General features: G+C 62.1%; 23 protein-coding genes and 1 pseudogene. 18 read left to right on the top strand and 6 right to left on the bottom strand.

Features of this window, described 5'->3' with window-relative positions:
• The first annotated feature begins 128 nt into the window (after positions 1-128).
• The 3 genes from ACIPL0_RS20680 to ACIPL0_RS20670 all read left to right on the top strand — a co-directional run bounded on the left by ACIPL0_RS20680 (position 129) and on the right by ACIPL0_RS20670 (position 2,795).
• The gene (locus ACIPL0_RS20680) at positions 129-1,550 is read left to right on the top strand and encodes a transglycosylase SLT domain-containing protein (RefSeq protein ID WP_400598519.1); all 1,422 of its coding nucleotides are present in this window, start codon (positions 129-131) and stop codon (positions 1,548-1,550) included.
• Between the two features lie 101 nt (positions 1,551-1,651).
• On the top strand, positions 1,652-2,089 hold the full coding sequence (locus ACIPL0_RS20675) for a DoxX family protein (RefSeq protein ID WP_400598521.1): 438 nt from the start codon (positions 1,652-1,654) through the stop codon (positions 2,087-2,089).
• A 391-nt stretch (positions 2,090-2,480) separates the two neighbouring features.
• Positions 2,481-2,795 carry a class I SAM-dependent methyltransferase gene (locus ACIPL0_RS20670; protein WP_400598522.1) on the top strand — a complete coding sequence of 105 codons (315 nt, stop codon included), beginning with the start codon at positions 2,481-2,483 and terminating at the stop codon, positions 2,793-2,795.
• Positions 2,796-2,990: 195 nt separating this feature from the next.
• On the opposite strand, the gene ACIPL0_RS20665 is transcribed toward ACIPL0_RS20670, so the two are convergent.
• Positions 2,991-4,007: a zinc-dependent alcohol dehydrogenase family protein gene (locus tag ACIPL0_RS20665; protein ID WP_400598524.1), complete on the bottom strand. Its 1,017-nt coding sequence runs from the start codon at positions 4,005-4,007 to the stop codon at positions 2,991-2,993.
• 236 nt (positions 4,008-4,243) lie between these two features.
• Between ACIPL0_RS20665 and ACIPL0_RS20660 the strand changes: the two genes are divergently transcribed.
• On the top strand, positions 4,244-4,720 hold the full coding sequence (locus ACIPL0_RS20660; protein ID WP_400598526.1) for a RidA family protein: 477 nt from the start codon (positions 4,244-4,246) through the stop codon (positions 4,718-4,720).
• Between the two features lie 121 nt (positions 4,721-4,841).
• Here the strand turns inward: ACIPL0_RS20660 and ACIPL0_RS20655 are convergent, their stop codons facing one another.
• Positions 4,842-5,744, bottom strand: a complete 903-nt coding sequence (locus ACIPL0_RS20655; RefSeq protein ID WP_400598528.1) for a LysR family transcriptional regulator — start codon at positions 5,742-5,744, stop codon at positions 4,842-4,844.
• Positions 5,745-5,852: 108 nt separating this feature from the next.
• Here ACIPL0_RS20655 and ACIPL0_RS20650 point away from each other — a divergent pair, with 108 nt between their 5' ends.
• Positions 5,853-7,022: an aspartate aminotransferase family protein gene (locus tag ACIPL0_RS20650; RefSeq protein ID WP_400598530.1), complete on the top strand. Its 1,170-nt coding sequence runs from the start codon at positions 5,853-5,855 to the stop codon at positions 7,020-7,022.
• A gap of 586 nt (positions 7,023-7,608) precedes the next feature.
• Positions 7,609-9,978: a DNA polymerase II gene (locus ACIPL0_RS20645; protein WP_400598533.1), complete on the top strand. Its 2,370-nt coding sequence runs from the start codon at positions 7,609-7,611 to the stop codon at positions 9,976-9,978.
• Positions 9,979-10,005: 27 nt separating this feature from the next.
• Here ACIPL0_RS20645 and ACIPL0_RS20640 read toward each other — a convergent pair whose 3' ends face one another.
• Positions 10,006-10,260, bottom strand: coding sequence for a glutaredoxin domain-containing protein (locus ACIPL0_RS20640; RefSeq protein ID WP_400598534.1), 255 nt, complete (start codon positions 10,258-10,260; stop codon positions 10,006-10,008).
• Positions 10,261-10,392: 132 nt separating this feature from the next.
• Positions 10,393-11,364 (bottom strand): YeeE/YedE thiosulfate transporter family protein, encoded by a 972-nt coding sequence (locus tag ACIPL0_RS20635; RefSeq protein ID WP_400598536.1) that lies wholly within the window; start codon positions 11,362-11,364, stop codon positions 10,393-10,395.
• Positions 11,365-11,728: 364 nt separating this feature from the next.
• Here ACIPL0_RS20635 and ACIPL0_RS20630 point away from each other — a divergent pair, with 364 nt between their 5' ends.
• The 4 genes and pseudogenes from ACIPL0_RS20630 to ACIPL0_RS20615 all read left to right on the top strand — a co-directional run bounded on the left by ACIPL0_RS20630 (position 11,729) and on the right by ACIPL0_RS20615 (position 15,114).
• A complete protein-coding gene (locus tag ACIPL0_RS20630) occupies positions 11,729-12,541 on the top strand; it encodes an HD-GYP domain-containing protein (RefSeq protein WP_400598538.1) in 813 nt (270 codons plus the stop codon).
• 90 nt (positions 12,542-12,631) lie between these two features.
• The gene (locus ACIPL0_RS20625) at positions 12,632-13,204 is read left to right on the top strand and encodes a chlorite dismutase (RefSeq protein WP_400598539.1); all 573 of its coding nucleotides are present in this window, start codon (positions 12,632-12,634) and stop codon (positions 13,202-13,204) included.
• Positions 13,201-14,253 (top strand): annotated as a pseudogene (locus tag ACIPL0_RS20620) (methyl-accepting chemotaxis protein); the annotation flags it as partial. The gene ACIPL0_RS20625 and the pseudogene ACIPL0_RS20620, both read left to right, overlap by 4 nt.
• Positions 14,254-14,565: 312 nt before the next feature.
• Positions 14,566-15,114, top strand: a complete 549-nt coding sequence (locus ACIPL0_RS20615; RefSeq protein ID WP_400731575.1) for a methyl-accepting chemotaxis protein — start codon at positions 14,566-14,568, stop codon at positions 15,112-15,114.
• Between the two features lie 96 nt (positions 15,115-15,210).
• On the opposite strand, the gene ACIPL0_RS20610 is transcribed toward ACIPL0_RS20615, so the two are convergent.
• Together ACIPL0_RS20610 and ACIPL0_RS20605 are read right to left on the bottom strand one after the other, a co-directional pair.
• On the bottom strand, positions 15,211-15,426 hold the full coding sequence (locus tag ACIPL0_RS20610) for a 4-oxalocrotonate tautomerase family protein (protein ID WP_400598541.1): 216 nt from the start codon (positions 15,424-15,426) through the stop codon (positions 15,211-15,213).
• A 167-nt stretch (positions 15,427-15,593) separates the two neighbouring features.
• Positions 15,594-16,592 carry a cupin domain-containing protein gene (locus ACIPL0_RS20605; protein ID WP_400731574.1) on the bottom strand — a complete coding sequence of 333 codons (999 nt, stop codon included), beginning with the start codon at positions 16,590-16,592 and terminating at the stop codon, positions 15,594-15,596.
• Positions 16,593-16,664: 72 nt separating this feature from the next.
• Here ACIPL0_RS20605 and ACIPL0_RS20600 point away from each other — a divergent pair, with 72 nt between their 5' ends.
• From ACIPL0_RS20600 to xylB, 8 genes are all read left to right on the top strand, one after another.
• On the top strand, positions 16,665-17,210 hold the full coding sequence (locus tag ACIPL0_RS20600) for a carboxymuconolactone decarboxylase family protein (RefSeq protein ID WP_400598545.1): 546 nt from the start codon (positions 16,665-16,667) through the stop codon (positions 17,208-17,210).
• A 256-nt stretch (positions 17,211-17,466) separates the two neighbouring features.
• The gene (locus ACIPL0_RS20595; protein WP_400598546.1) at positions 17,467-17,907 is read left to right on the top strand and encodes a Bro-N domain-containing protein; all 441 of its coding nucleotides are present in this window, start codon (positions 17,467-17,469) and stop codon (positions 17,905-17,907) included.
• A 1,107-nt stretch (positions 17,908-19,014) separates the two neighbouring features.
• Complete coding sequence (locus tag ACIPL0_RS20590) at positions 19,015-19,386, top strand: hypothetical protein (RefSeq protein WP_400598548.1); 372 nt, start codon at positions 19,015-19,017, stop codon at positions 19,384-19,386.
• Between the two features lie 313 nt (positions 19,387-19,699).
• A complete protein-coding gene (locus ACIPL0_RS20585; protein ID WP_400598550.1) occupies positions 19,700-21,250 on the top strand; it encodes a sugar ABC transporter ATP-binding protein in 1,551 nt (516 codons plus the stop codon).
• 214 nt (positions 21,251-21,464) lie between these two features.
• Positions 21,465-22,457: a ribose ABC transporter permease gene (locus ACIPL0_RS20580; RefSeq protein ID WP_400598552.1), complete on the top strand. Its 993-nt coding sequence runs from the start codon at positions 21,465-21,467 to the stop codon at positions 22,455-22,457.
• Between the two features lie 173 nt (positions 22,458-22,630).
• On the top strand, positions 22,631-23,572 hold the full coding sequence (locus ACIPL0_RS20575) for an ABC transporter substrate-binding protein (RefSeq protein WP_400598555.1): 942 nt from the start codon (positions 22,631-22,633) through the stop codon (positions 23,570-23,572).
• Between the two features lie 28 nt (positions 23,573-23,600).
• Positions 23,601-24,599 (top strand): LacI family DNA-binding transcriptional regulator, encoded by a 999-nt coding sequence (locus tag ACIPL0_RS20570; RefSeq protein ID WP_400598556.1) that lies wholly within the window; start codon positions 23,601-23,603, stop codon positions 24,597-24,599.
• A 29-nt stretch (positions 24,600-24,628) separates the two neighbouring features.
• Positions 24,629-26,113, top strand: coding sequence for a xylulokinase (xylB, locus tag ACIPL0_RS20565; protein ID WP_400598557.1), 1,485 nt, complete (start codon positions 24,629-24,631; stop codon positions 26,111-26,113).
• The last annotated feature ends 112 nt before the right edge of the window (positions 26,114-26,225 follow it).

Here is a 26,225-nt window from a genome sequence, read left to right as displayed (position 1 = left end):
CAAGCAGTCTCAACTGCTTAAGAATTATTAGATCCCTGTGTTGTCGCCAGCTGGCATTGACTGCAGCGTCGAGTGACTGCCCGACACAGACTTCAAGTCCGTTTTTTCGGCATTTTCCCGGAGCCTCAATGATCCGAGCCTCGCTGATCTCGTTGCTGTGCCTGTTGCTGGTGCCCACCCATGCCACGGCACGCCCCGCCGGGCCGCCGGTGGTGATCAAGAAAACCCAGGTACGCGACCTCGCCGCCATCCGCAGCAGCAAGGTGCTGCGCGTGCTGGTCAATCAGAGCCGCAACAGCTCCGGTGAAGTGCAGGGCGAGCCCATTGGCGTTGAATATCGTCGCCTGCAGGCCTTCGAAAAATACCTCAACGGCCATGCCCGCGATGGTCAAAAAGTCTCCCTCAAGCTGATTCCCAAGGCCAAGGACCAACTGCTGGCCGCGCTGCAACGTGGCGAAGGCGACCTGGTGGCGCCGGGCGAACTGCTCGACGCCAGCGCCGCGCAGTATGTCGACGCCACGGAGCCTGTGGTCAGCCACGTGCCGCTGGTGGTGGTCGGCGTGCGCGGCGAGCGCAGCTACAAGCACGCCGAGCAGTTGTCGGGCCGCACGTTGATGCTGACCAACGGCAGCGCGGCCGACGAAGCCATTCTGCAGCTCAATCAGAAACTGGCGATGCGCAAGCTGCCGCCGGTGAAGATCGAATGGGTCGATCCGAGTCTGGCGGTGGAGGACGTGCTGGAGATGGTGCAGGCCGGGATCTATCACTTGACCGTGGTCGAACAGCCGATTGCCGAGCGCTGGGCGCGGGTGATGCCCAAGCTGCGCGTAGACCGTTCGCTGGCCTTGAGCGATCCGGGCAACATGAACTGGTTCGTGCGCAAGGACGCGGTGATGCTGCACTCCAGCGTCGACCGTTTCCTGCAGACCTACGAGCCGCCGGCCAATCAGGACGTGGCGTTCCAGAAGGCCTACAAAGACCTGTATCGCGTTCACTATCCGCTGGCCCGTGAGGATCGTCAGCGTCTGGAAAAACTGCGCCCGACCCTGCAACGCCACGCCGATGCGCAGAAGATGGACTGGCTCGATCTGGCGGCACTGGCGTTCAAGGAATCCCAGCTCAATCCGGGCGCGAAGGGCGGTAGTGGCGCCACCGGGCTGCTGCAGATCACCCCGTCGGCAGCCCAGCGGGTTGGCGTCGGCAACATTCACGATGTTGACGGTAACGTGCAGGCGGCGAGCAAGTATCTGGCGATGATCCGCCGCAAGTTCTTCGCCAGCCCGAAGATCAACGAGCGCGAGCGCATGGCCTTCACTCTGGCCGCCTACAATCTGGGCCCGGAGCGGGTGCAGGCCATGCGCACCGAAGCACGCCGGCAGGGGCTGAACCCCAATCAGTGGTTCTTCCAGGTCGAGCGTGTGGCGATGGAGCAGGTGGGGATGAACGTGGTGAGCTACGTTAACAGTGTGAACAAATACTATCTGGCGTACGACCAGGAGCGCAGTTCGCTGGAAAGTCCTTCACCACGGAAAGTGGCTTCAAGGGACTGATCGATTAATTCGATGGTTGGTATGGGAATTTTGCGATTTTCATATTGATTAATCCGATTATCATGGCGCCACTCCTTACCAAACAAATGGAATTAAACGCCATGAATGCTCAAATCAAATCGATCTTCAACACCAACGCCGGTTACGGTATCGCTGTCCTGCGTATCCTCGTCGGCATCATCTTCATGGCTCACGGCAGCCAGAAACTGTTCGGCATGTTCGGTGGTTACGGCCTGGAAGGCACCGGTCAATACATGGCCAGCCTGGGTCTGAACCCGGGTTACCTGATGGCGCTGCTGTCCGGCAGTGCAGAGTTCTTTGGTGGCCTGGCACTGTTCCTCGGCCTGCTGGTTCGCCCAGCCGCGGTGGTGCTGATCGTCATGCTGGTGGTGGCGATTCTCTCGGTACACATCCACAACGGTCTGTTCATGGCCAACAACGGCTACGAGTTCGGCCTGGCTCTGCTGGGTGCAGCGATCGCCGTGCTGTTCGAAGGCGCCGGTCGCCTCTCGCTGGATCGGGCGATTGCCGGGAAATAAATCGAAATCTGCGATCCCTGAAAAATCCGCGACCCTTGGGTCGCGGATTTTTTTTGCGTGGGATCTGGCTGATCAAAGGCTTGAATCTCGATGGTCCTTGCGCATTTTCCGTAGGAGCCGGCTTGCTGGCGAACCGTGAGTGTCAGTCGACATTGATGCTGTTGACTCACCGTGTTCGCCAGCAAGCCGGCTCCTACAGATTTGCGTTCACCTTACTGGCCGAATTGACAACGCCCGCGCGGTTTATTTAGGATCCCGCCCCATGCGCCGATTTAAACAGCTACTTGCGGGGCGCCGGGTGTCGTTGAACATGACACCGAAATACCGCTAAAGCGCTGGTTCGGTGTCGCCTCTCACCTGCCCGGCGGAATTTTGAGGCGGAGACCACACCATGAGCAGCACTTCCAACCCGCGCCCACTCGTTCGTCTGGCGCCCATCGCCAGCCAGTTCACCCGTCGCAATCCGAAAATCCTTCTGGGCGGTGCCCATCAGCCGACGCTGCTGCGTTATCTGGACGGCTGGCCGCGTCGATCGAACGGCCCCCACGCGTTTCTCATTCAATTCATCGATGCGGGTGATTCCCTCGAACGTTTCGGCAACGATCAATTCGATCTCGCGGTCATCCATTCCCCAACGCCGGGCACGGCTGAAAACGTGATCGGTCATCTGACGCGCATTGCCCGCCAAGGCCTGATCACCCGATAACGCAAGGCAAGGGAAAAGCCCGCAAACTGTTCGCTTGAGGCTTGAGGCTTGAGGCTTGAGGCTTGAGGCTTGAGGGGGAGGAAGCGAACTGCGCAGGCGTTTACATCGAACTTCCGTAAACGCCAGGTTTGCTGCAAATCAACGGCCCGGGCGCGTCGCGCGCACCGTGTTGCGGTTGACCCGTGACACGGTGCTTCAACGTACCATCAGTACCACGCGGCCACGCACAGGCTCGTCGTCCAGATGGTTGTGGGCCTTGCCGAACTGCTCGAACGGCCAGGTGCGATGGATGTCCGGCTTGAGCAGACCCTGTTCGGTCAGCTCGTTGATGGCCGCCAGTGCGCGTTTCATGGCCGGTCCGTCCTGCTCGATGCCCAGTTCCGGTTTGCCGGTGAAGTTCTCCAGGCAATGCACGAAGAAGCGCATGTTCTTTCTGAACGCCTGCAGGGCCGGGAACGGCGTCTTGTTGCCACCGCGCAGGCCGTACAGCACCAGGCTGCCGCGTGGCGCGAGGACGTCACCGAGCATCGACATCTGCATGCCGCCCATCCCGTCGAATACCGCTTCGATCCCCTGACCTTTGGTCACGGCGTTGATGCGCAGGCAGATATCGTCTTCTTCGGTCACGATCACCCGTTCGGCACCGTTGGCCAGCAGGTATTCGCGGTCTTCGGCGTACTGAGTCGAGGCGATGACGTGCAGACCCAGCGCCTTGCCCAGTTGTACGAAGGCGATACCGGGGCTGTAGGCCGCATCGGTCACCAGCACGGTCTGGCCGGGTTTGGCCTTGGCCAGGTCGACAATGGCGAAGTAAGCCAACAACATCGGCGTGTAGTGAACGCTGGCTTCGGTCGGCGTCAGCACGTCCGGGTAAAGGGTCAGCGCGTTGCGCGGCACCAGCACGTGGTCGCCGCACACCGGATACTGGTTGGCGCTCATGGCCTTGAAGCTGGCGACCTTGTCACCGACCTTCAGATCGGTGACGTCTGCGCCGACGGCTTCGACGATGCCGGCCATTTCGCTGCCCAGCCCCGCAGGCAACTGGACCTGGTCCAGACCGAGGTTCTGCCGCCACAACACGTCGTCCCAGCTGATGCCGATGGCCTGGGCACGAACCAGCACTTCCTGTGGACCGGGCAAACGGTCAGGCTGCTCCTCGCAACTGAGCACATCGGCTTTGCCGAAGCGATGAAATTTGATGGCGCGGGACATTTCCAACCTCGACTCATGTGATTTGACTTGAGATGACTGTATCGATGAGGGCGGCGCTGGACCATTTCTCTCTGTCGATACCCGACATGCCCGTCATCAATTGACATTCAGGGAACTTGTAGCTCGCGGGTTTCAGCGCTACGGGGGAACAGATTTCGGTAGGGCGGCGCAGAGCGGGCGTTCTATGATGGCGCGTTGAATCTCCCCCCGTTTTTACCCATAACAAGGGACCGATCATGTCGTGCGACCTTCGCTTCAAACAGGCTTGCGAGCAGTTGGGTTATGACTTCGATGGCGAAATCAAGATCGGTGGCAACTACGTGCCGCTGGTTCGCCATGAGGACCAGTTGTACATCAGCGGACAGATCCCCCGGGTCGGCGACACCGTGGTGGTGACCGGACGTGCCGGTGGCGACGTGACCCTGGAATCGGCGCAGCTTGGCGCCAAGATCAGTGCCCTGCGTGCCATTGCGCTGTTGCAGCGCAGCCTGGGTAGCCTCGACAAGATCAGACGCATCCTGCGCATGACCCTGTTCGTGCAGTGCACCGACAGCTTCACCCAGCAGAGCGAAGTGGCCGATGGCGCGTCGGAATTGCTGTTCTTTGTCTTCGGCGAGGCCGGGGCGCATACCCGCAGCTCGGTGGGCGTCTATCAGCTGCCGAAGAATGCGACAGTGGAGATGGATCTGATCGCGGTGGCGCAGCCTGAATAAACAACTTCATCACAGCATCTGGCTGTAGGAGTGAGCTTGCTCGCGAAGGCATCGTGTCAATCACCGAAGTACCGACAGACATGACGCTATCGCGAGCAGAGCTCACTCCTACAATTGGCGGCTACACCCCCCAAGCCGCCAACGCGCATTCCACGAAATGCCGGACCTTGGGCAGTCGATAGCGGTCCTGCGGGTACATCAGCCACATCGGCCGGCTCGGCGGCCGGTATTGCTGCAGCAGCGGCACCAGCCTGCCGGCGGCCAGGTCTTCGCTGATCAGCACGTCCGGCAACATGGCGATGCCGATCCCGGCCAGCGCCGCCTGACGCAGCGCCGGTGAGCTGTTGACGATCATCGAGCCGGACACCGGCACTTCCATCACGCCGTCGGGGCCGGTCAGCTTCCACAGCTTGTCGGCCGCGCGCCAGTCGTCACCGGCCGGGTAGGCGAACGCCAGACAATTGTGTTCGCCCAGATCGTCGGCGGACTGCGGCGTGCCTCGACGTTGCAGGTAGTCATGGGAGGCGCAGATGGTCAGGGTGTAGTCGCGCAAGGGGCGGGCGATCAGTCCGGAAACCTCCGGCACGCCGAGGCGAATGGCTGCATCGAAACCGTGTTCGATCAAGTCCAGCAACTGGTTGCTCAACACCACCTCGACTTTGATCTCCGGAAACTTCGCCAGAAAGTCGCCGAGCAGAAAAGGCAGGCGTTCGGCGCCAAACGCCGGCGGAGCGGTGATGCGCAGGGTGCCGCTGGGCTGGGTCTGCACCTGTTCGGCCATCCGGTCCGCGTCGTTGACCAGCCCCAGCACCTCGACGCAACGGCGGTAATACTGCACGCCGAATTCGGTCAGGTTCTGCCGCCGGGTGGTGCGTTGCAGCAGGCTGACACCGAGGCGCTGCTCAAGGGCCTTGAGGTGATTGCCGACCATGGTCGTGGACATTTCGCATTGGCGTGCGGCCGCCGTCATGCTGCCGCTTTCCACCACGCTGACAAACACCGTCATCGCTTGCAGTACGTCCATTATCAAGCCCTGCTTTAAGGTCACTGAAGAAAGTCGATCTTTATACAGTAAAACAGGGTAACGATACTGGCTGCACACCGAACAAGTCCCCGTGATGGAGCTATAGACATGACCGCCGCCTGCCTGATGAACACCTACAAGCCCTTGCCGCTGAGCTTCGTCAAAGGCCTGGGCGCGCGACTCTGGGACGACAGCGGGCGCAGCTATCTGGATGCCGTGGCGGGGGTGGCGGTGACCAACGTCGGCCATAGCCATCCGCAGATCGTCTCGGCAATCAGCGAGCAGGCCGGACTGTTGCTGCACACTTCCAACCATTACCGCATCGACTGGCAGCAGCGCCTGGCACACACGCTGACCCGGCTGTCCGGGCTGGATCAGGCGTTTTTCAACAACTCCGGTGCCGAGGCCAACGAGACGGCGCTCAAACTGGCGCGCTTGTTCGGCTGGTCCAAGGGCATCGAACAGCCGTTGGTGCTGGTCATGGACAACGCCTTTCACGGGCGCACCCTCGGCACTCTGTCGGCCAGCGACAATGGCAGCGTGCGCCTGGGTTATCAGCCCATGGTCGGTGAATTCGTCAAAGTGCCGTTCGGCGATATCGTCGCGATCAAGAAGGCCACCCATGTCTACGGCGAGCGCATTGTCGCGGTGATGCTGGAGCCGATTCAGGGCGAGGGCGGCGTGCTGCTGCCACCCAAAGGTTATTTGAAAGCGCTGCGCGAACACTGCAGCAACAACCACTGGCTGATGATCCTCGACGAAATCCAGACCGGCATCGGTCGTACCGGGCAGTGGTTCGCCTTTCTGCACGAAGGCATCCAGCCGGACGTCATCACCCTCGCCAAAGGTTTGGGCAACGGCGTGCCGATTGGCGCCTGCCTGGCGACATCGGCCGTGGCCCGGCTGTTCACGCCCGGCAGCCACGGCAGCACCTTCGGTGGCAACCCGCTGGCCTGCCGGGTCGGTTGTACCGTGCTGGAGATCGTCGAACAGCAAGGCTTGCTGGGCAACGCAGCGGAGCAGGGCGCCAGGCTGTTGGCCTGGTTGCGCGAAGCACTGGCCGGCCACCCGGACGTGCGCGAAGTCCGTGGCCTGGGCCTGATGATCGGCATCGAACTGACCCGCCCGATCCCCGAACTGTGCTTGCGTACCGCTAGGGAGCACGGGGTCTTGATCAACCTCACTCGCGGCCACACCATCCGCCTGCTGCCGCCGCTGGTGATCGATGAAAAAGACGTGGAAAAGATCGTCAGCGCGATTGTCGGGGTGTTGGGGTAGGTCAGAGATCCATCGAATGATGCGGGCCTTGTGGGAGGGAGCCTTCAGCCACTGCCGTGCTGACTGACCGACCGCCATCGCGAGCAGAGCTCCCTCCCACGGGTTTTGTGAGAACCCAATCTTTACGCGGTGGTTCCAAATCTCCGTAGCAGTCCGGCTTGCCGGCGGTTGCGATGCTGAGGCCGTCACCACCGGCAAGCCATGCTGCTACGGGTTTCCGGTTGTCCACAAGGTGGGTGGCATGTGCTGAACCTGTGGGAGCGGGCTTGCTACAGGTTCAGGTCATTTGGACATCCATTGGATAACGCGAACCTTGTGGGAGGGAGCCCTGCTCGCGAAAGCGTCAGCCCAGCCACTTCAATGCTGACTGACCCACCGCCATCGCGAGCAGAGCTCCCTCCCACAGGTTTTGTGAGAACCCACCTTTTCCGTGAAGGCCCCGAATTCCCGTAGCAGTCCGGCTTGCCGGCGGTTGCGATGCTGAGGCCGTCACCACCGGCAAGCCATGCTGCTACGGGGAAAGCGCGCGCCCTTGTGACAATCCCCGTAGAATCCCACCCTTGAAACACGAATCGAGGTTGCAGCGGTGGAGTTACAGCAGGGTTTTGTCCTGACCCGGCATTGGCGCGACACGCCTTCGGGCACTGAAGTCGAGTTCTGGCTGGCGACTGACGCCGGTCCGCGTCAGGTGCGTCTGCCGTATCAGACCTCGGTGGCCTTTGTGCCGGCGCAGCATCGTGAGCGGGCCGAGGCGGTGCTGCGTAACGAGCAGGGTGTGGAGTTCAAACCCCTCGATCTGTGCGACTTCCGTCACCGCCCGGTGCTCGGTCTGTATACCCGTCAGCATCGTCAGTTGATGAATCTGGAAAAGGATCTGCGCCGGGCCAGCGTCGATGTCTACGAAGCCGACATCCGTCCGCCTGAACGCTATCTGATGGAGCGTTTCATCACCGCGCCGGTGCAGTTCAGCGGCACGCCTGACGCCGACGGACTGATTCGCGATGCGCAGATGAAACCGGCGCCGGACTACCGTCCGCAATTGAAGCTGGTGTCGCTGGACATCGAAACCACCGAGCGCGGCGAGCTGTATTCCATTGCATTGGAAGGCTGCGGCGAGCGTCAGGTGTACATGCTTGGCCCGGCCAACGGCGACGACTCGCGGGTGGACTTCAAGCTCGACTATTGCGACAGCCGCGAAGCCTTGCTGGAGCGGCTCAACGACTGGATGGCGTTGCACGATCCCGACGCCATCATCGGCTGGAACCTGGTGCAGTTCGACCTGCGCGTGCTGCACGAGCACTCGCGGCGTTTCAACGTGCCGCTGCGGATCGGCCGGGGCGGCGAGGTCATGGGCTGGCGCGAGCATGGCGCCGGCAACAATCATTTCTTCGCGTCGGCGGCGGGGCGATTGATCATCGACGGCATCGAGGCGCTGCGTTCGGCGACCTGGAGCTTTCCGTCGTTCAGTCTGGAAAACGTCGCCCAGACCCTGCTCGGCGAAGGCAAGTCCATCGACAACCCGTACCAGCGCATGGACGAAATCAACCGCATGTTCGCCGAGGACAAGCCGGCGCTGGCGCACTACAACCTCAAGGACTGCGAGCTGGTCACGCGGATTTTCGAGAAGGCCGAGCTGCTGACCTTCCTGTTGGAGCGCGCCACCGTCACCGGCCTGCCGGCGGACCGCAGCGGCGGTTCGGTGGCCGCGTTCGAGCACCTGTACATACCGCTGATGCACCGCCAGGGCTTCGTCGCACCCAACCTTGGCGAGCGCATGCCCGAGGCCAGCCCCGGCGGTTTTGTCATGGACTCGCGACCCGGTCTGTACGAATCGGTGCTGGTGCTCGACTACAAGAGTCTGTACCCGTCGATCATCCGCAGTTTTCTCATCGACCCGGTCGGGCTGATCGAAGGCCTCAAACACCCCGATGACAGCGAGTCAGTGGAAGGCTTTCGCGGCGGGCGCTTTTCGCGCACTCGCCACTGCCTGCCGGCCATCGTCGCGCGGGTCGCCGAAGGCCGGGAAGTCGCCAAGCGCGAACACAACGCGCCGCTGTCTCAGGCGCTGAAAATCATCATGAACGCCTTCTACGGCGTGCTGGGCTCAAGCGGCTGTCGCTTCTTCGACACGCGGCTGGCCTCGTCGATCACCATGCGCGGCCACCAGATCATGCGCCAGACCCGTCAGCTCATCGAAGCCCAGGGCTACGAAGTGATTTATGGCGACACCGACTCCACCTTCGTCTGGCTCAAGCGGCCTCACGGTCAGGACGAAGCCGCGCAGATCGGCAAGGCGCTGGTCAAGGGCGTCAACGATTGGTGGCGTGAGCATCTGCGCGAGACCTACGGCCTGGAAAGCGCGCTGGAGCTGCAGTTCGAAACCCATTTCAAACGCTTCCTCATGCCGACCATTCGTGGCGCGGAGGAGGGCAGCAAGAAACGCTATGCCGGCCTGGTCACGCGTCCCGACGGCAGCGAAGAGATGGTCTACAAAGGCCTGGAAAGCGTACGGACCGACTGGTCGCCCCTGGCCCAGGTCTTCCAGCAGGAGCTTTACCAGCGCATCTTCCAGCGCCGTCCTTATCAGGAGTATGTGCAGGAATATGTGCGCCGCACCCTGGCCGGCGAGCTGGACGACCAGTTGATTTACCGCAAGCGTCTGCGCCGCGCGCTGGACGAGTACGAGCGCAACGTTCCGCCCCACGTGCGTGCCGCGCGCATCGCCGATGAATACAACCGTCAGCAGGGGCGGCCCCTGCAATACCAGAACCGTGGCTGGATCAGTTACGTCATCACCGTCGCCGGTCCCGAGCCCCTGGAGGCCCGCACTGCGCCCATCGACTACGACCACTACATCACCCGTCAGCTGCAGCCGATCGCCGACGCGATACTGCCGTTCGTGACATCCAAGGCCATCAACCTTCAGGCTCTGGATCAGATGAGCTTCGACTTCTGACCCTGTCAGCAGCAGACAGATACCCGCTCAACGTCCCAGCAAGGCGTCGAGATGCCCGTCCCGATCCAGCGCCGCCATGTCGTGAAAACCGCCGATATGGTGTATGCCGATGAAGATCTGCGGATAGGAGCGCCGCCCGACCTGGCCGACCAGATCGCGCAGATTTTCGAGATTGTCCTCCACGTTGATTTCAATGGGCGTGATGCCCTTCGACGCCAGCAGTTGTCGGGATGACGTGCAGCAAGGGCAGGTGTTGCCGGTGTACAGGGTGACGTCGTTCATGATGGCTTCGCTCCGGTTTGGTTTCTGGGGGAAAGAACCCATGATGCGAAAAAACCTGATCTCTATGGACGCATTTAGTCGATAAAATGATTCCAATCGTCTAATTGTCTGAGTTGGACGCAAGGGTCGAAACTAACGTTCCGTGCGCCGGGATGCGCCATGCCTGAAGTGGATAATGACCAGAAGCGTGAGCGATAACGCGATGTATCCGGTGATCGCGTGGAAGCCGATGGAGGGGATGCCATTGAACATCATCGATTCGTTTCCGCCCGGAATCATGCACGCGGCGTATCCCATGGTCGCGCCTCCAGCCATGCGTTGCGCGGAGGTTTTCAGCGACCACCTGTGGAGCGCGAATTCACGGTCGAGCCGGGCGCAGATCACGCCTCCCAGGAAGGTCGCCACCGTGAAGATCAGGAGCGCTGATATCGGCTTTTCCATACCGACGGTCAAACCCTCGGCCACGCGCGTGAGGGTCGCAAGGTAGGTCCATTCGCCGTTCAATGCATGAAGTGCTCCGCAGGAAATCCCCACGACGATCAGCATCGGCAGCAATGCATGGCTTTCCTGAAGGACGACTCCGTCTGCGCCTGCCTGTCTTCGTGCGCGAAAATGCCGGTACAGCTCCAGCACGACGACGAGCGCATAGCCCGCCGCCACGGCCAGGGCGATTCCGTCGGGTGTTTGAAGCGGGGATGGGCTGGAGGACGGCAGCGGTTTGAAACCCTGCTGACCCAGAAGCGCGCCCGCAAACATTCCGAGAAGGGTGGCGCAGTAATTGAGGTCACCTCGGGTCAGGAAGGCGATGGTGCCCAGTACGCATGCCTGATTCAGCCAGGCGCCCACTCCGAACAATATGCCCCCCAGCACCGTCATGACGCTGACCGGATATTCCGCAGAAACGCCGGGGTAAGCGGGCAACGACCAGGCAATGATCAGCAGGACAAGCCCCGAACAGCAGATGCCGGTGATGAAGGCTCTCAAATGGTGTTCGTTGCGATGAACCACCCATTTGTGCATGGCGGCAACGACGCAGATATTGCCCCGTCTGATGGCAAAGCCGGTGATGAACGCGAGCAGGGTGCTCAAAATCAGCACAGCCATCGAATTTACCCCTCATGGCGCCATTGGCGATGACGATCCGGTGCGATCGCCGTAACGCCCACGATAGCGGGCTTTTTCGCGGCCTGTCGGTTGAAATGCCATACCGGGAAAGGCCGCCTTCAAGTTGCAATGCGCGCCCGGGTTGGCGAGTTCGTCACTGCCCGAAAAAAAATATCAGCCAGATGTAACTGAATGCTCGCCTGAAGCGAATCTACGTGGATGCGCTGCTGCAGTCGCCAGCAAACCACGGATTTCATTGATCACTACGGGTGCAGGAATGGGGTTGATAACACGATTGAGTCAATGGGTCGGAGCCACGGCTCCTCAGGCCTCAGCTGATTCACTGCTCGCCAGTCTGTTGACCATGGCATGGCTGGTCGAGGCTCGTGATCCCTACACGGGAGGGCACCTGTGGAGGGTGTCGCAATATTGCGCTTTGCTTGCAGGGCACGCGGGGCTGGCGCGCGGTGAAGTGGCCCTGATCGCGCTGGGAGGCTTTGTGCATGACCTGGGAAAAGCGGGCATCCCCGATGCCATATTGCGCAAGGCCGGGCCCCTGGACCAGGACGAATACAGCGTCATCAAGACCCATCCCGAGCTTGGCCGGCGGCTCCTTGAAAGCCATCCGCTGAGCAACCTGGTGATGCCTGCGGTCTGGCAGCACCACGAAACCCCTGACGGGCGTGGTTACCCAAGAGGTCTGTCGGGCGAGCAGATTCCTGCGATGGCCGCGATCGTTGGTGTCTGTGACGCTTTCGATGCGATGACCAGCCAGCGCCCCTACCGAAACGGCATGCCTGTTGCAAAAGCCCTCGAACTGATCGAGAAAGGGGCGGGTAGCCAGTTTGACCGGGGCTTTGCGACCCGTCTGGTTGCATTGGGCGCGGAAGGGCAACTGGATCATGTCGTGGGCCACTCCGATGATGGTATCCCGCTGGGCCGCTGTTCGGGGTGTGGGCCGATCATCGTCATCAAGCGTGAAAACAATCCCGGCGATCAAGTGTTCTGCCCGGCATGCGGTTCGGGGTTCGCCTTGTATCGCGGCGATGAAGGAACGCTGGCCACACAGCCCTCCGGTGCTCAGTGTTCGGTGGGCACGCTCATCCCGTCTCCCGACACTCGACTCATTGCCACGCTGGCCCGGAAGTTCTCGGGCGGGGTAACGGCTCGCGGCTGAACGCGACCGGCGAGCCGGACAGCCGTTTCGCGCCGGTGAAGTCGTACAGGCCTGACTGTCTCCAATGGATATAGATGCGAGATCACACACATGACTGAGCCATCGCAACGCTTGTCTCACTTTGTCGCGGGAGACCAGGGCCCGTGGCTGATTCTGAACGATATCGCCCTTGTGGGTGAGGCCCTGCCGAGGGCAAAGCGCCTACAGATGTCGGGGCCTGTCGCGCCTGAGCGCAACGGAGCAGTCGATTGGCATTTGCAGGGCATGACCAGCCACGACCGCTATGTGACACGTGAGGAAAAGCGTCTTCTGATAGCCCGACAGCCCGAACCGGGTCGCCCCGGCGCGAGCCTGGCGGCATTTATCGGTCTGCGGAAAAACCCGCAATGGTGGGCATTGACGCAAGACGAACGTCGCGACGTGATCGAGGGGCAGTCTCGTCATATCGCTATCGGGATGCGCTACCTTCCGGCCATTGCGCGACGCCTGTTCCATTGCCGTGATCTCGCCACACCGCAGCCGTTCGATTTTCTCACCTGGTTCGAGTACGCCCCGGAAGATGCTCAGGCCTTTGACGAATTGCTGGGCTTGCTTCGGGCGTCCGCGGAGTGGCAGTTCGTCGAGCGGGAAGTAGACCTGCGCATGCGGCGTGTCGACGAATGATCGGCGCATCCGTACGCAACAAGCTGATTGTCGGGTTCGGTACCGTCCTTTCGCTGACGGCACTGCTGACAGGCATTGCGCTCTCCAGCGTCAATCAGCTGACCTTGCGCAGTGACGCGCTGGTCGAGACCGTCTCGCTCGATACCCAGATTGCTGCAGTGAGGCTTCAGGAGGCCGAGTTCGACAGGACCGGCAGCCGCGAGTCTGTCGATCTGTACAACCGTGAGCTTGAAAAGCTGAGCGCGGTCATCGCACGGGTCGCAAACAGTTCCGGCGAAGCCGGGCGTACCGCGATTGCGCGTATCAACAGCGTCAGAGCGTCGTATCGGGACACCTTCGCCGGTTTTGTTGCGGCGCGGACCCAGGCAGGCGAAGCGCAGGGTGCGATGGAGCCCATGATCGACCGGATCGCGAGTCAGCTGGACCTGATGATCGGCGGCCTGTTCGACGATGCGCAGAGTCCTTCGGCGCAGCAGGTGGCGTCGCTGCACTCGGCATTCGCGCTCAAGGAACTTGTCGGCACGCTGCGCCTGCAAGTGCAGGCTTACACCCACACGCCCACGGATGAAGGTTTGCAGCGCATCTCCACCACGGCGGACTCGATACGCCTGAACGGCAACGATTTGTGGGAGCAACTGCCGGACGACGCGCTGCAGCAGCGACTCGTCGAAGCGTTGCAGACGGTTCTTGCCTATCAGGACAAGGTTGGCGAGTTTCGCAGCAATGTGCTGAAAAGCCAGGAAGCCAAAAAAGTGATGCTGAGTCAGGCCGGCGAATTGCAGTCGTTGAGCGCGGCGCTTTATCGCCAGCAGGTGGAAGGCCGTGGCGAGGATGTCAGCCATGCCCGCAGCGCGCTGGTGGTCGCGGCGGTGTTTGCGTTGATCTTCGGGTTGGCCGCCGCGTGGGTGATTACGCGGCAGATCGTGCCGAGTCTCGGTCGGGCATTGTCATTCGCCAGGCGCATTGCGTCCGGCGATGTGTCCGGCAACCTGGAAACTTGCGCAAGGGACGAGATCGGGCAAATGGTTCGTGCCATGCAGGAGATGGCTGAGCAACTGCGGCACGTCATCGGTCAGATCGGTGGCGGTGCTCATCGTCTGGCAAGCTCGGCCCAGGAGCTCTCCAGGATCACGGCGCGCAACACCGTCGGCGCAGGTCAGCAGCGTGAGCAGACCGCTCAGGTCGCGTCAGCGGTGGCGGAGATGGTCACCAGTGCCCAGCACGTGGCGGAGAACACCCGGGAAGTGACCCATGCCACGCGGCTGGCGGAAAAACGTGCGGTGGAGGGCGACAGTGTTGTCAGGCAGGCGCAGGAGCATTTCGATCTGCTGCTGGCGAACGTTGGCGAATGCACCCGTGCAATGGTGCGCCTGAGTACCGACAGCGAACGCATCGGTCTGGTGTTGACCGTCATCCAGGAGATCGCCGAGCAGACCAACCTGCTGGCGCTGAATGCGGCCATCGAAGCGGCCCGCGCCGGTGAGAGCGGGCGTGGATTTGCAGTGGTCGCGGATGAGGTGCGCGGGCTGGCGCTGCGCACCCAGCAGTCGACTCGGGAAATCAATGAGCTGATCGGGTCGCTGCAGACGGGGGCCCGGGATGCCACGGCGTTGATGCGGCAAGGTGAAACGATGAGCATCTCGAGCGTCGAACTGGCGAGAGAGGCGGGCAGGGTGCTGGCGGAAATCCGCGAATCCATGTCGTCCATTCACCAGATGAACTTCAGTATCACCGCAGCGGCCGATCAGCAGACCGAGACCTCCCGGCAGATCAGCGCGAGTCTGATAACCGTGCGGGGTATTGCCGATGAGTCTGCGGATAACAGCATGAGAACGGTCACCGCCAGCGATGACCTTTCCCGTCTTGGCGAAGACTTGACCAGACTGGTCGACAAGTTCCGTTTGCACTGAACCTGACGTGGCCTTTTTGCTTTCACGAGGAGGCCAGCCATTTTCCCGAGCGGGCAGGCCCGTTTCGAATCACGCGAGGCGCAGGCGCGTGCTCTTTCAGTCGGAGCCCTTCGCCTGCTCCTTTCTGATCTCGGTCATGGTCGTACCCTGCCAGCCCCAGTTGTCGGTTTCCACCTCGTCGATGACCACGAAGGTCGAGGCAGGTGGTTTGCCCAACACCCGTTGCAACAACTCGGTCGTACCCGCGATCAGTTCTTTCTTCTGATCCGCTGTTACACCCTCTTTGGTGACTCTGATGCTGACGTATGGCATGGCGATGTTCCTGTGGTCGTGTGGGCGAAGACGATGCGAGAAAAATCTAGCATGCCGTCAGGGCGCATCGTCCGCGCCGCGCGAACGTTGCCGGTTGCAGTGATGGCCCTGGTCGTAACGAGACAGGTTTGCTGTTTTTTATTGCGCGGCAACGATTCAGGCAATGCTCACGAAGAGGCCATCTGATGTTTGCGCCATTGCGCGGGGCTCATCCCGATATGCCGTTTGAAGGTCTTCTGAAAGGCCGAGATCGACTGATAACCGACACGCTCCGCGACCAGTTCCGTCGAGTTCGATGGGTTCTTCAGCTCGTTGATCGCCTGGGTCATGCGCACATCGGTGAGCAGGTCATTGGTGGTGCGGCCGATGCGTTCCTTGAAATGGCGGGCCAGCGTCGCGCGCGACATGTTGCAGAGCTCGGCCAGGTTTTCCAGCGTCCAGGGATGGGCCGGGTTATTCAGGATCGCGTTGAGTGCCGGCGCCAGCCGAGGATGCCCGGCCATCGCCAGCAGGCCTGACGGCGCATTCTCTTCTTCACCCGCGCGGCGCAGCGCCAGTGTGAACAGGGCGGCGGAAAGCGCACCCAGCATGGCGTGGGCACCGAGCGTCGGGCTCGCCGATTCGTGACGCATCAACCCCACCAGACTCGCCAGTTGACCGGCGGTCGACTGATCGGCAGGGAGGTCCGGCGCCGCGCGGACGATCAGCCGCGGCGGCAGATAGGAACGCAGCAGGCGGTCGTATGGCGGCTTGACGATAAAGCGGCCGCACAGCATCTCCAGCCGATCACCGACTCCGGCGTTTTCGCTGATTACAAAATTCAGCTCCTGCCGGAAGCGTGCCTGCCCCGGCGCTGTTGCGCCACCGTCGTGGAGGATGTGCGCAGAGCCGTGGGCGAACAGAATGATGTCGCCCTCCTGGAGATGCTGCAGCGGGTAATCGCCCTGTGCGTTCACCACGGCCGACCCCTTGAGGACGATGTGATAAGGCATTTCGCCTTCGGGCGAAGGATCGTAGGTGATGTTCCACGGCGCGCCGTAGTAGCAGCGGGTGTCCAGCCGGCCAGAGACCGGAACCATCGCGAGCAGTTGACTTAACCAATCCAGTGGGGAAGGCATGGAGTAGTTCAGGTTGAGACGAATAAGGTTGTTTGTGAGGTTTTTCAATCTTAACGGTATCGGCTGCATTTCTTAAATTAGTGTCTCACCCGTTAATGATCCACCCCCTGGAGACCTGTCATGAGCCGCATTCACACACCTGCAATCGAAACCGCTACCGGCGCCACCGCCGAGCTGTACGGCAACATCAAAAAGGCAGTCGGCATGGTGCCAAATACCTACGCTGCAATCGGCGCCCTGGTGCCCGCCGGTCTGGGCGCAGTGTTGGGTGCGGACGGCGCACTGGCTGCCGGCACGCTGAGCAAGCAGGATCAGGAAGTCATCAAGCTGCTGGTCAGCCACCTGACCGGTTGCGACTACTGCGAAACCGCGCACTTCATGCTTGCCAAGATGACCGGCCTGAGCGTTGAAGTCCTGCAAAACCTGCGTGCAGGCCGCCCGACCGGCGACTCGAAACGCGATGCGCTGATCAGCTTCGTCACCCTGCTGATCAAAACCACCGGCACCGTCAGCGACCAGCAGTTCGCCGCGATCAAGGCCGCAGGTTACACCGACGTGCAACTGGCTGAAATCAGCCTGGCGATCTCGGTCATCATGTTCACCAACCTGTTCAACCGTGTGAACGACACGACCATCGACTTCCCGGCGATTCCGGCCGCAGTCTGATTATCGATAAAAACAGAGGGGTGGAATCTGAATTCATCCTCTCTGAAACAGACGGCGCCGAAAGGCGCCGTTTGTGTTTATTCCGGAAAAATTCTTGCGCCTGAACAAGTCTGCGCTGATTCGAGAGATTTGTAGGACGTTTCTGAAATTGCAGCAATGCCTGCCTGGATCGCCACTGCGCGCTTGTTCGGGCAAAAGCGTCACGTTAGCCTGCGCGCCGTTGTTTTGATCAGCCAGAAAACAGGAGGTGCAGGCCGTGATCGACTGCTTCGAAGCGAAACGCTCTATCCGTCATCTCCACCCGCTGCGCGCCCGTCAGCTGGGACATCAAGCGTGGTTCTGCCTCCAGGACATCGCCGGACTCATGGGCACGGCAGCCGAAGAGCTTGCCACGCACAAGCTCGATCCCGACCAGCGCCGCAACGCATGGCTGCAATGCAGCGGGCACTGGAGCAAGCAATCGCTGATCAGTGAATCTGGCCTGTATGCGCTCCTCGCCCACCATGACACCCCGCAAAACCGCCTGCTGCGCCAGTGGGTGACCCATCAGGTATTGCCGATGCTGCGCAAGCACCCGCTGCGCGATACATCATTGATACGTACCCTGCGCTGGACGTGCAGCCCCGTGGGACCGGTGCAATGGCTGCGCTTGACCCGGTTGTGGGCGAAGGACGCTTCGGGGTCGATGAAGGCTTGAGGGCGACGCGACGTTGAACACCACAAACTTGTAGGTGCTCGATCGGTCTGGGGCGATGGTTTCCGTTCAGACGCTGGTCTATCGACTGATCTGACGCCATCGCGGGCAAGCGCGCTCCTACGGCCTTCGGCCAGAATCAAAAACAAGCCGTGTCCGCAGAGTCATGGCAACGCCGATCTACTGTGGGAGCGAATTCATTCGCGATGATCATGCAGGCGACACGAAACCATCGTCAGGAATACCGCATCGCGAATGAATTCGCTCCCACAGTGGTTCAGGGTGTCTGGCAGATTTCAGCACGCCAGCAGAACCTTTAGGAGTCCGCACAATCCGTCTTTTGATCTGGTTTTTGATCTTGGGGCCCCGTCCCAGAAGGCCGAACGCAGGCGATGCGCAGTGGGTCGAGCGGCATGGATGCCGCGAGAGCTGCGCTGGGCCATGGATGGCCCTTCGCAGCGTGCCCACGGAGCGTCGCCGGAGTGAGGGCATGCCGAGCATTAGCGAGGCACCGTATGGCGGGGTAAGAAGCCCTTGGTTACTTGGGGCTTTTCCAAGTAACTCGCCGTCAGGCGAAACAAGGCTGCGTTAGCAGACTCAGCAATCCAAATGACACACCGAGTGCACAGGTTTTACGACGACTGCGTCGCCGGTCGCAGGGCAAGCCAGCTCCTACAAGGGGCCGCGTAACTCGCCGTCAGGCGAAACAAGGCTGCGTTAGCAGACCATGCGATCCTCCAGATAAACCGCGTGCTCAGGTTTTACGACGACTGCGTCGCCGGTCGCAGGGCAAGCCAGCTCCTACAAGGGGCCGCGTAACGTGCCGTCAGGCGAAACAAGGCTGCGTTAGCAGACCATGCGATCCGTCAGGCAAACCAAGGACACAGGTTTTACGACGACTGCGTCGCCGGTCGCAGGGCAAGCCAGCTCCTACAAGGGTTCGCGTAACGTGCCGCAGGCGAAACGAGGCTGCGTTGAATTATTTTTCGTTGGCCATGGAATAAAACCCCTTCGTCAAACGTTCTACCTTCGCTGCCCATCTCGGCAGCGGGAGCCAGGGATGTTTCTGGCATTGCTCCCTCCAAGTAGAACAACACCAAGGAGTTCAACATGCTGAAGACAATCATCCTGACCGCCGCCGTGGCGCTGACCTGCGCGTCGAGCCTGGCATTTGCAGCCGCACCGGCAATGACCGGCAAGGGCGGTGTACTGACCGACCACAAAGGCATGACCCTGTACACCTTCGACAAAGACAGCGCCGGCAAGTCGGCGTGCAACGGTGATTGCGCGACGAACTGGCCGCCACTGATGGCCGGAAGCGATGCGAAGATGGAAGGCGATTACAGCGTCGTGACCCGTGACGACGGCAGCAAGCAGTGGGCGTACAAGGGCAAGCCGCTGTATACCTGGGTCAAGGACAAGGCGCCGGGCGACACCACCGGCGATGGCGTCAAGGACGTCTGGCACGTCGCCAAGCCGTAACGTTTTCAGGCGGATCGAACGCCCCGGATGCAGCGCACCACGCTGCATCCGGGGCGTTTTCGTTATGGAGAGGCAAACTGATGGCTCTGAAATTATTTTCGCGCAGGGAAAAGCAAGCGCTTGCGTGAAACGTTTCAGCTGTTCTAGAGTGTTTCCAATTGATTCCAGCAGTCAGTCAGAGAGCGCCGCCCAGACACGAGGCGGCGCCAGTATAAAAACAAGAAATCTCGAGGATCTTCATGAACAGCTTGCCTGCTCTGTTCCTGCGCGCGGTCCCTGCGCTCGACGTCATCCCTGCTTGCGGTGTGCGCCCATGAGCGCCGTCCTTCAGCAAGCCCTCCAGCCGGTGCTGGAGATGAACGCCATTTCCAAAACCTTCAACGGCCTGCGCGTCTTGAAAAACGTCGCGCTGAAAGTCTATGCCGGTGAAGTTCACGCGCTGATGGGCGAGAACGGCGCGGGCAAATCGACGCTGATGAAGATTCTCTCCGGCGCCTACCAGGCCGATGCCGGTGGCGAGATCCGCATCAACGGCCAGGCCTTGAGCGCGTTCGATCCGCTGACGGCGAAAGAGCAGGGCGTGGCGGTGATCTATCAGGAGCTGAGCCTGTGCCCGAACCTCAGCGTCGCCGAGAACATCTACCTCGGTCGTGAACTGCGTCGCGGCTGGAGCATCGACCGCAAGGCCATGGAGGCCGGTTGTGTCGACGTACTCGTGCGCCTCGGCGCCGATTTCAAACCGTCGACCAAGGTCAGCGTGCTGTCGATTGCCGAACGGCAGCTGGTGGAAATCGCCCGGGCCTTGCACGCCAACGCGAAGATTCTGGTGATGGACGAGCCGACCACGCCGCTGTCCTCGCGGGAAACCGACCGGCTGTTCGCGCTGATCAAGCAACTGCGCGATCAGGGCCTGGCGATCATCTACATCAGCCATCGCATGGCGGAAATCTACGAGCTGTCCGACCGCGTTTCGGTGCTGCGCGACGGCGAGTACGTCGGCATGCTGGAGCGTGAGGGGCTGTCCGCGGAAACCCTGGTGAAGATGATGGTCGGCCGCGACCTCTCCGGTTTCTACAAGAAAGAACATGCGCCTTACGACCCCGGTGCGGTGGTGATGCGCGTGCGCGACATGGCCGATGGCAAGCGCGTGAAACCTTGCAGTTTCGACCTGCACGCCGGCGAAGTGTTGGGCATCGCCGGGCTGGTGGGCGCAGGCCGCACCGAGCTGGCGCGGCTGATCTTCGCCGCCGACCCGCGTATCTCAGGCACGCTGGAGGTGGCGGGCAAGGCGGTCAGCGAACTGCGCAACCCGACCGATGCGATTGGTGCCGGCGTGGTTTACCTCACCGAAGACCGCAAGGCTCAGGGCCTGTTTCTCGACATGAGCGTGCGCGACAACATCAACGTCTGTGCCTGCGTCCCCGATGCCCATGCCGGCGGCGTGCTCGACCGTGGCCGTGGCGCGCAGCGGGCGGTGGAGGCGATCCGTTCGCTGTCGATCCGCGTGGCCTCGGGCAAGGTCAACGTCGGCGCGCTCTCCGGTGGCAACCAGCAGAAGGTTTTGCTGGCGCGGCTGCTGGAGGTCAAACCCCATGTGCTGATCCTCGACGAGCCGACCCGTGGCGTGGACATCGGCTCGAAGTCGGAGATCTACCGGATCATCAACGAACTGGCCAAGGCCGGCGTTGGCATCGTGGTGATCTCCAGCGAACTGCCGGAAATCATCGGCACCTGCGACCGCGTGCTGATCATGCGCGAAGGGCAGCTGGTGGCCGAAGTCGGCGGTGCGTCGGGCCATGAGATTTCCCAGGAGCGGATCATCGATCTGGCGACGGGTGGGCAGCAGGTGGGCGCTCATGACTGAACCCCACACCTGTAGGAGCTGGCTTGCCCACCGGCGGGGAAACCGTCGTAAAACCGGTGAATGCGATCTGTCTGATGCGGCCAATGCGTCTGATTTTACGACTGCTGCGCAGCCGGTCGCAGGACAAGCCAGCTCGTACAGAGGGCGTGAGGCAAGCCACGGTTTACGGATTTCAGGTCATTTTTTTCAACAACAATAACAAGGAGGCCAGGCCATGAGTCTGACCCTGGAAAATTCGCCAAACGTGGCCGCCGTCAACAAGCGTGAACGGGCCCGCGAACTGATGCGCACGGTGGGCATGTTGCCGGTGCTGGTGCTGTTGCTGATCGGCTTCGCAGTGATGAGCGACAGCTTCATGACCATGCAGAACCTGTCGATCATCACCCAGCAGGCCTCGGTCAACGTGGTGCTGGCAGCGGGCATGACCTTCGTCATCCTGACGGCTGGCATCGACCTGTCGGTGGGCGCGATTCTCGCAGCGTCGGCGGTGGTGGCGTTGCAGGCCTCGATGTCGCCGCAGTTCGGCATGTTCGGTATCGCCGCCGGGATCGGTTTCGGCCTGTTGCTGGGGCTGGTCAACGGTGGCCTGATCGCCTTCATGCGCCTGCCGCCGTTCATCGTCACCCTCGGCGCACTGACCGCAATGCGCGGGCTGGCGCGTTTGCTGGCCGACGACAAGACCGTGTTCAACCCGGATCTGCCGTTCGCCTTCATCGGCAACGACTCGCTGCTTGGTGTGCCGTGGCTGGTGATCATTGCCGTCGCCGTGGTCGCCATTTCCTGGTTCATCCTGCGCCGCACCGTGATGGGCGTGCAGATCTATTCGGTCGGCGGCAACCCCGAGGCGGCGCGCCTGTCCGGGATCAAGGTGTGGAAGGTGCTGCTGTTCGTCTACGCGCTGTCCGGCGCCCTGGCCGGGCTCGGCGCGGTGATGAGCGCTTCGCGCCTGTTCGCCGCCAACGGCCTGCAACTGGGTCAGTCCTACGAGCTGGACGCGATTGCTGCGGTGATTCTCGGCGGCACCAGTTTCACCGGCGGTGTCGGCACCATCGGCGGCACGCTGATCGGCGCACTGATCATCGCGGTGCTGACCAACGGCCTGGTGCTGCTGGGCGTCTCCGACATCTGGCAATACATCATCAAGGGCATCGTGATCATTGGTGCGGTGGCGCTGGACCGCTATCGGCAGTCCGGCGCGCGCACCTGAAGGGTCGTCACTGACTCCCGCGCAGGTGGCGCTTGCTCTGTAGCAGCCTGGCTTGCCAGCGGTATGGCCCTGGAGATCGCCACCGCCGGCAAGCCGGACTGCTACGGGGCGAGAGGGTGTCAGTCGAATGCGTTGCAAAAAATGGCTCAAACAATAACCACAAGAGAGACAACATGAACTTCAAACGCAAATTCCCGGCTGTCGTTTCCCTGTGCCTGGCCGCACTGCTGTCGCAAGGTGTCGAGGCGCGCGAGCTGAAATCGGTGGGCATCAGCCTGGGTTCGCTGGGCAACCCGTACTTCGTCACCCTGGCCGAAGGCGCCACCGCCAAGGCCAAGGAGCTCAACCCGAATGTCAGCGTGACCTCGGTGTCCGCCGACTACGACCTGAGCAAGCAGTTCACCCAGATCGACAACTTCATCGCCAAGGGTGTCGATCTGATTCTGATCAACGCCGTCGACCCTGAAGCCACCGCGTCGGCCATCGCCAAGGCACGCAAGGCCGGCATCGTGGTGGTGGCGGTGGACGTCAATGCCAAGGGTGTCGATGCCACCGTGCAGACCGACAACGTCGAGGCCGGCAAGCTGGCCTGTCAGTTCATCGTCGACAAGCTGTCGGGCAAGGGCAACGTGATCATCGAAAACGGCCCGCAGGTCACCGCCGTCACTGACCGTGTCACCGGTTGCAAGGCCGCCTTCGCCGCCGCGCCGGACATCAAGGTGCTGTCCGACGACCAGGACGCCAAGGGCTCCCGCGACGGCGGTCTGAATGCCATGCAGGGCTACCTGACGCGCTTCCCGAAAATCGACGGTCTGTTCGCCATCAACGACCCGCAGGCCATCGGCAGCGACCTGGCGGCCAAACAGCTCAAGCGCAGCGGCATCGTCATCACTTCGGTGGATGGCGCGCCGGACATCGAACATGCGCTGAAGTCCGACTCGTCGATCCAGGCCTCGTCCAGCCAGGACCCATGGGCCATGGCCCAGCAGGCGGTGGTGATCGGCAATGACCTGCTCAACGACAAGAAGCCGGCCGAGGCGGTGACGCAATTGACGCCGAAACTGATCACCCGCGACAACATTGGCAGCTACACCGGCTGGTCGGTCAAACGCTGATTCAGCAGGCGCCGGGGGAGTAAAGGCAGTGGTGAAGATGGAGGACGTGGCGCGGCGGGCACGGGTGTCGACTTCGACGGTGTCCCATGTGCTCAACGGCACGCGCAAGGTCAGCCCGGAAACCGTGGAAGCGGTGCAGCAGGCGGTGCGGGAGTTGGGTTACATCCCCAACACCCTGGCCCGTTCGCTGGCCCGCTCGCGGACCAACACCATCGGGGTGGCCATTTCCGCGCTGTCCAACCATTACTTCAGCGAAACCGTGCACGCCATCGAAACCGAGTGTGCGCGACACGGCAGCATGATGCTGTTCGTCGACACCCACGACGACCCCGAACAGGAGTTGCGCGTGGTCAAGGCGCTGCATCATCGGCGCGTCGACGGCATCCTCCTGGCGCCTTCCAGCGACCCGCAACAGGCGGCGCTGGCCTACTTGCAGGCCAACGCCATTCCTACCGTACTGGTGGACCGACTGGCACCCGACGGCTTCGATCAGGTCGGCGTGGAAAACCGTCAGTCGACGCGCGAGCTGGTGGCCCATTTGATCGGCCATGGTCACCGGCGCATCGGCATGATCGCCGGCCACCGTGGCCTGAGCACCACCGAAGAACGCATCGACGGCTATCGCCTGGCCCTGGCCGACGCGGGGCTGGCGTTCGACGAAGCCCTGCTGGTCAACGGCGAATCCAACAGCGGTTCGGCGCGGCTGGCAGCGGCACAGTTGCTGGCCTTGCCGACCCCGCCCAGTGCGATGCTGGCGGCCAACAACCTCATGACCATCGGCGCCATGCACGCCTTGCGCGACGCCCGTGTGGTCGTGCCGGAACAGATGGCGCTGGTCGGTTTCGACGATTTCGACTGGGCCGATTTTTTCCTGCCGCGTCTGACCGTCATCGCCCAGCCGGTGCAGGCCCTGGGCGAGCGCGCGGTGCAATTGCTGTTGCAGCGTATCGATCAGCCGGACGGCCCACGGCAGTCCGAACAACTGGCGCCGACGCTGCGTATCCGAAATTCATGTGGATGCCCTTGAGCGCTCCCGCAGACAGGAAGTGAACCTTAATGAGCCAGGCTGTTTCTCTGGGCATCGATCTGGGCACCTCGGAACTCAAGGCGGTGCTGTATGACGCCAGCGGCGCGGTGCTGGCGCAGGCCGGCGCGCGCGTACACGTTGCCCGGCGTCAACCCGGCTGGTCGGAACAGAACCCGGCCGACTGGTGGCAAGCGTGCCTGAGTGCGTTGGCGCAGTTGCGTGGTGCGCAGCCCGAGGCATGGGCGCGGGTCGCCTGCGTGGGGTTGTCCGGGCAGATGCACGGTGCCGTGCTGCTCGACGCTGCTGATCAGGTGCTGTATCCGGCGATCCTCTGGGACGACTCGCGGGCGGTGGCGGAAGCTGCGCAGTTGAACCGCGATTATCCGACCTATGCCGAGGCCACCGGCAGTCTGGCCATGGCCGGGCTGACCGCACCCAAATTGCTGTGGCTGCAGCAGCATGAGCCGCAGGTCTTCTCGCGGGTCGATTGCGTGCTGTCGCCCAAGGATTACCTGCGCTTGCTGCTGACCGGCGAGCGCGCCAGCGACATGTCCGATGCGGCTGGCACGCTGTGGCTGGATGTCGCCGCACGGCAATGGCATGAGCCGATGCTGCGGGCCACCGGCCTGGCTCTGGCGCAAATGCCCCGGCTGCTGGAGGCCAGTCAACTGGCTGGCAGATTGAGCGCCGAAGCGGCGTCAGTGCTGGGCTTGCCGAGCGGCCTGCCGGTGGCCGCCGGTGGTGGCGACAACCCGGTGTCGGCGGTCGGCATCGGCGCGATCAGCGCTGGCGATGCCTTTGTCACCCTCGGCACCAGCGCGGCGATCGTCGCCATCACCGATCATGCGGCGGGCAACCCGGCCAGCGCCGTGCACAGCTTCTGCCATGCGTTGCCGGATCGCTGGTACACCATGGGCGCGATGCTGGCCGGTGCCAGTTGCCTGCGCTGGGTCACCCGCTTGCTCGGTCAGGCCGATGAACAGGCGCTGCTGGAGCAGGTGCAGGCGCAGTGGCCGGTGGAGCGCGCAGTGGCGGAATCGAATCCGCTGTTCCTGCCGTATCTGGCCGGCGAACGCACGCCGCACAACGACCCGCTGCTGCGTGGCGGCTTCATGCACCTGGGTCACGACAGCACCCCGGCGATGCTCGGTTATGCGGTGCTGGAAGGCGTCGGTTTCGGCTTGCTGGACGCGATGAGTGCCGTGTTGTCGGCCGGGGCGACGATCAACGCCTGTGCCCTGGTCGGTGGTGGCGCGCGCAGTGAGTACTGGGCGCAGTTGCTGGCCAACATTCTCGACCGCGAGGTCTATACCCTGCACGGCAGCGAACTGAGCGCCTGCATCGGCGCGGCGAAGCTCGGCTTGCTGGCGATCGGGCAGGGCGGGACATCGTTGCAGCAGGGCTTGCCGGTCAAAACGCGCTATAGACCGAACTCGGCAGTGCAGGCTGTGTTGCAGCGTCGATATCGCAAGTTTCGCGGGTTGCTGGCGGCGGCGCAGGGGCTGCACGCCTAACCGCTGATGCGGCTCCTGCAGGTGCACCACAAGGTTTTGCTGTCATGCCCAAATGTATTCGGCACCACAGAACCTGTGGGAGGGAGCTCTGCTCGCGAAGGCGTCAGTCCAG

The organism is Pseudomonas sp. NPDC090208 (assembly GCF_044746785.1).
GTDB lineage: Bacteria > Pseudomonadota > Gammaproteobacteria > Pseudomonadales > Pseudomonadaceae > Aquipseudomonas.
The sequence above is the reverse complement of the archived record's forward strand: the minus strand, read 5'-3'. Positions and strand labels throughout refer to the sequence as shown.

What these genes read in the sequence shown, in the direction of transcription:
- ACIPL0_RS20630 (WP_400598538.1), top strand. Translation starts at nt 11,729, where the DNA reads ATGGCATGGCTGGTCGAGGCTCGTGATCCCTACACGGGAGGGCACCTG.
- ACIPL0_RS20675 (WP_400598521.1), top strand. Translation starts at nt 1,652, where the DNA reads ATGAATGCTCAAATCAAATCGATCTTCAACACCAACGCCGGTTACGGT.
- ACIPL0_RS20665 (WP_400598524.1), bottom strand. Translation starts at nt 4,007, where the DNA reads ATGTCCCGCGCCATCAAATTTCATCGCTTCGGCAAAGCCGATGTGCTC.
- ACIPL0_RS20585 (WP_400598550.1), top strand. Translation starts at nt 19,700, where the DNA reads ATGAGCGCCGTCCTTCAGCAAGCCCTCCAGCCGGTGCTGGAGATGAAC.
- ACIPL0_RS20575 (WP_400598555.1), top strand. Translation starts at nt 22,631, where the DNA reads ATGAACTTCAAACGCAAATTCCCGGCTGTCGTTTCCCTGTGCCTGGCC.
- ACIPL0_RS20625 (WP_400598539.1), top strand. Translation starts at nt 12,632, where the DNA reads ATGACTGAGCCATCGCAACGCTTGTCTCACTTTGTCGCGGGAGACCAG.
- ACIPL0_RS20640 (WP_400598534.1), bottom strand. Translation starts at nt 10,260, where the DNA reads ATGAACGACGTCACCCTGTACACCGGCAACACCTGCCCTTGCTGCACG.
- ACIPL0_RS20680 (WP_400598519.1), top strand. Translation starts at nt 129, where the DNA reads ATGATCCGAGCCTCGCTGATCTCGTTGCTGTGCCTGTTGCTGGTGCCC.
- ACIPL0_RS20580 (WP_400598552.1), top strand. Translation starts at nt 21,465, where the DNA reads ATGAGTCTGACCCTGGAAAATTCGCCAAACGTGGCCGCCGTCAACAAG.
- ACIPL0_RS20600 (WP_400598545.1), top strand. Translation starts at nt 16,665, where the DNA reads ATGAGCCGCATTCACACACCTGCAATCGAAACCGCTACCGGCGCCACC.
- ACIPL0_RS20635 (WP_400598536.1), bottom strand. Translation starts at nt 11,364, where the DNA reads ATGGCTGTGCTGATTTTGAGCACCCTGCTCGCGTTCATCACCGGCTTT.
- ACIPL0_RS20655 (WP_400598528.1), bottom strand. Translation starts at nt 5,744, where the DNA reads ATGGACGTACTGCAAGCGATGACGGTGTTTGTCAGCGTGGTGGAAAGC.
- ACIPL0_RS20610 (WP_400598541.1), bottom strand. Translation starts at nt 15,426, where the DNA reads ATGCCATACGTCAGCATCAGAGTCACCAAAGAGGGTGTAACAGCGGAT.
- ACIPL0_RS20590 (WP_400598548.1), top strand. Translation starts at nt 19,015, where the DNA reads ATGCTGAAGACAATCATCCTGACCGCCGCCGTGGCGCTGACCTGCGCG.
- ACIPL0_RS20670 (WP_400598522.1), top strand. Translation starts at nt 2,481, where the DNA reads ATGAGCAGCACTTCCAACCCGCGCCCACTCGTTCGTCTGGCGCCCATC.
- ACIPL0_RS20660 (WP_400598526.1), top strand. Translation starts at nt 4,244, where the DNA reads ATGTCGTGCGACCTTCGCTTCAAACAGGCTTGCGAGCAGTTGGGTTAT.
- ACIPL0_RS20650 (WP_400598530.1), top strand. Translation starts at nt 5,853, where the DNA reads ATGACCGCCGCCTGCCTGATGAACACCTACAAGCCCTTGCCGCTGAGC.
- xylB (WP_400598557.1), top strand. Translation starts at nt 24,629, where the DNA reads ATGAGCCAGGCTGTTTCTCTGGGCATCGATCTGGGCACCTCGGAACTC.
- ACIPL0_RS20615 (WP_400731575.1), top strand. Translation starts at nt 14,566, where the DNA reads ATGGTGCGCCTGAGTACCGACAGCGAACGCATCGGTCTGGTGTTGACC.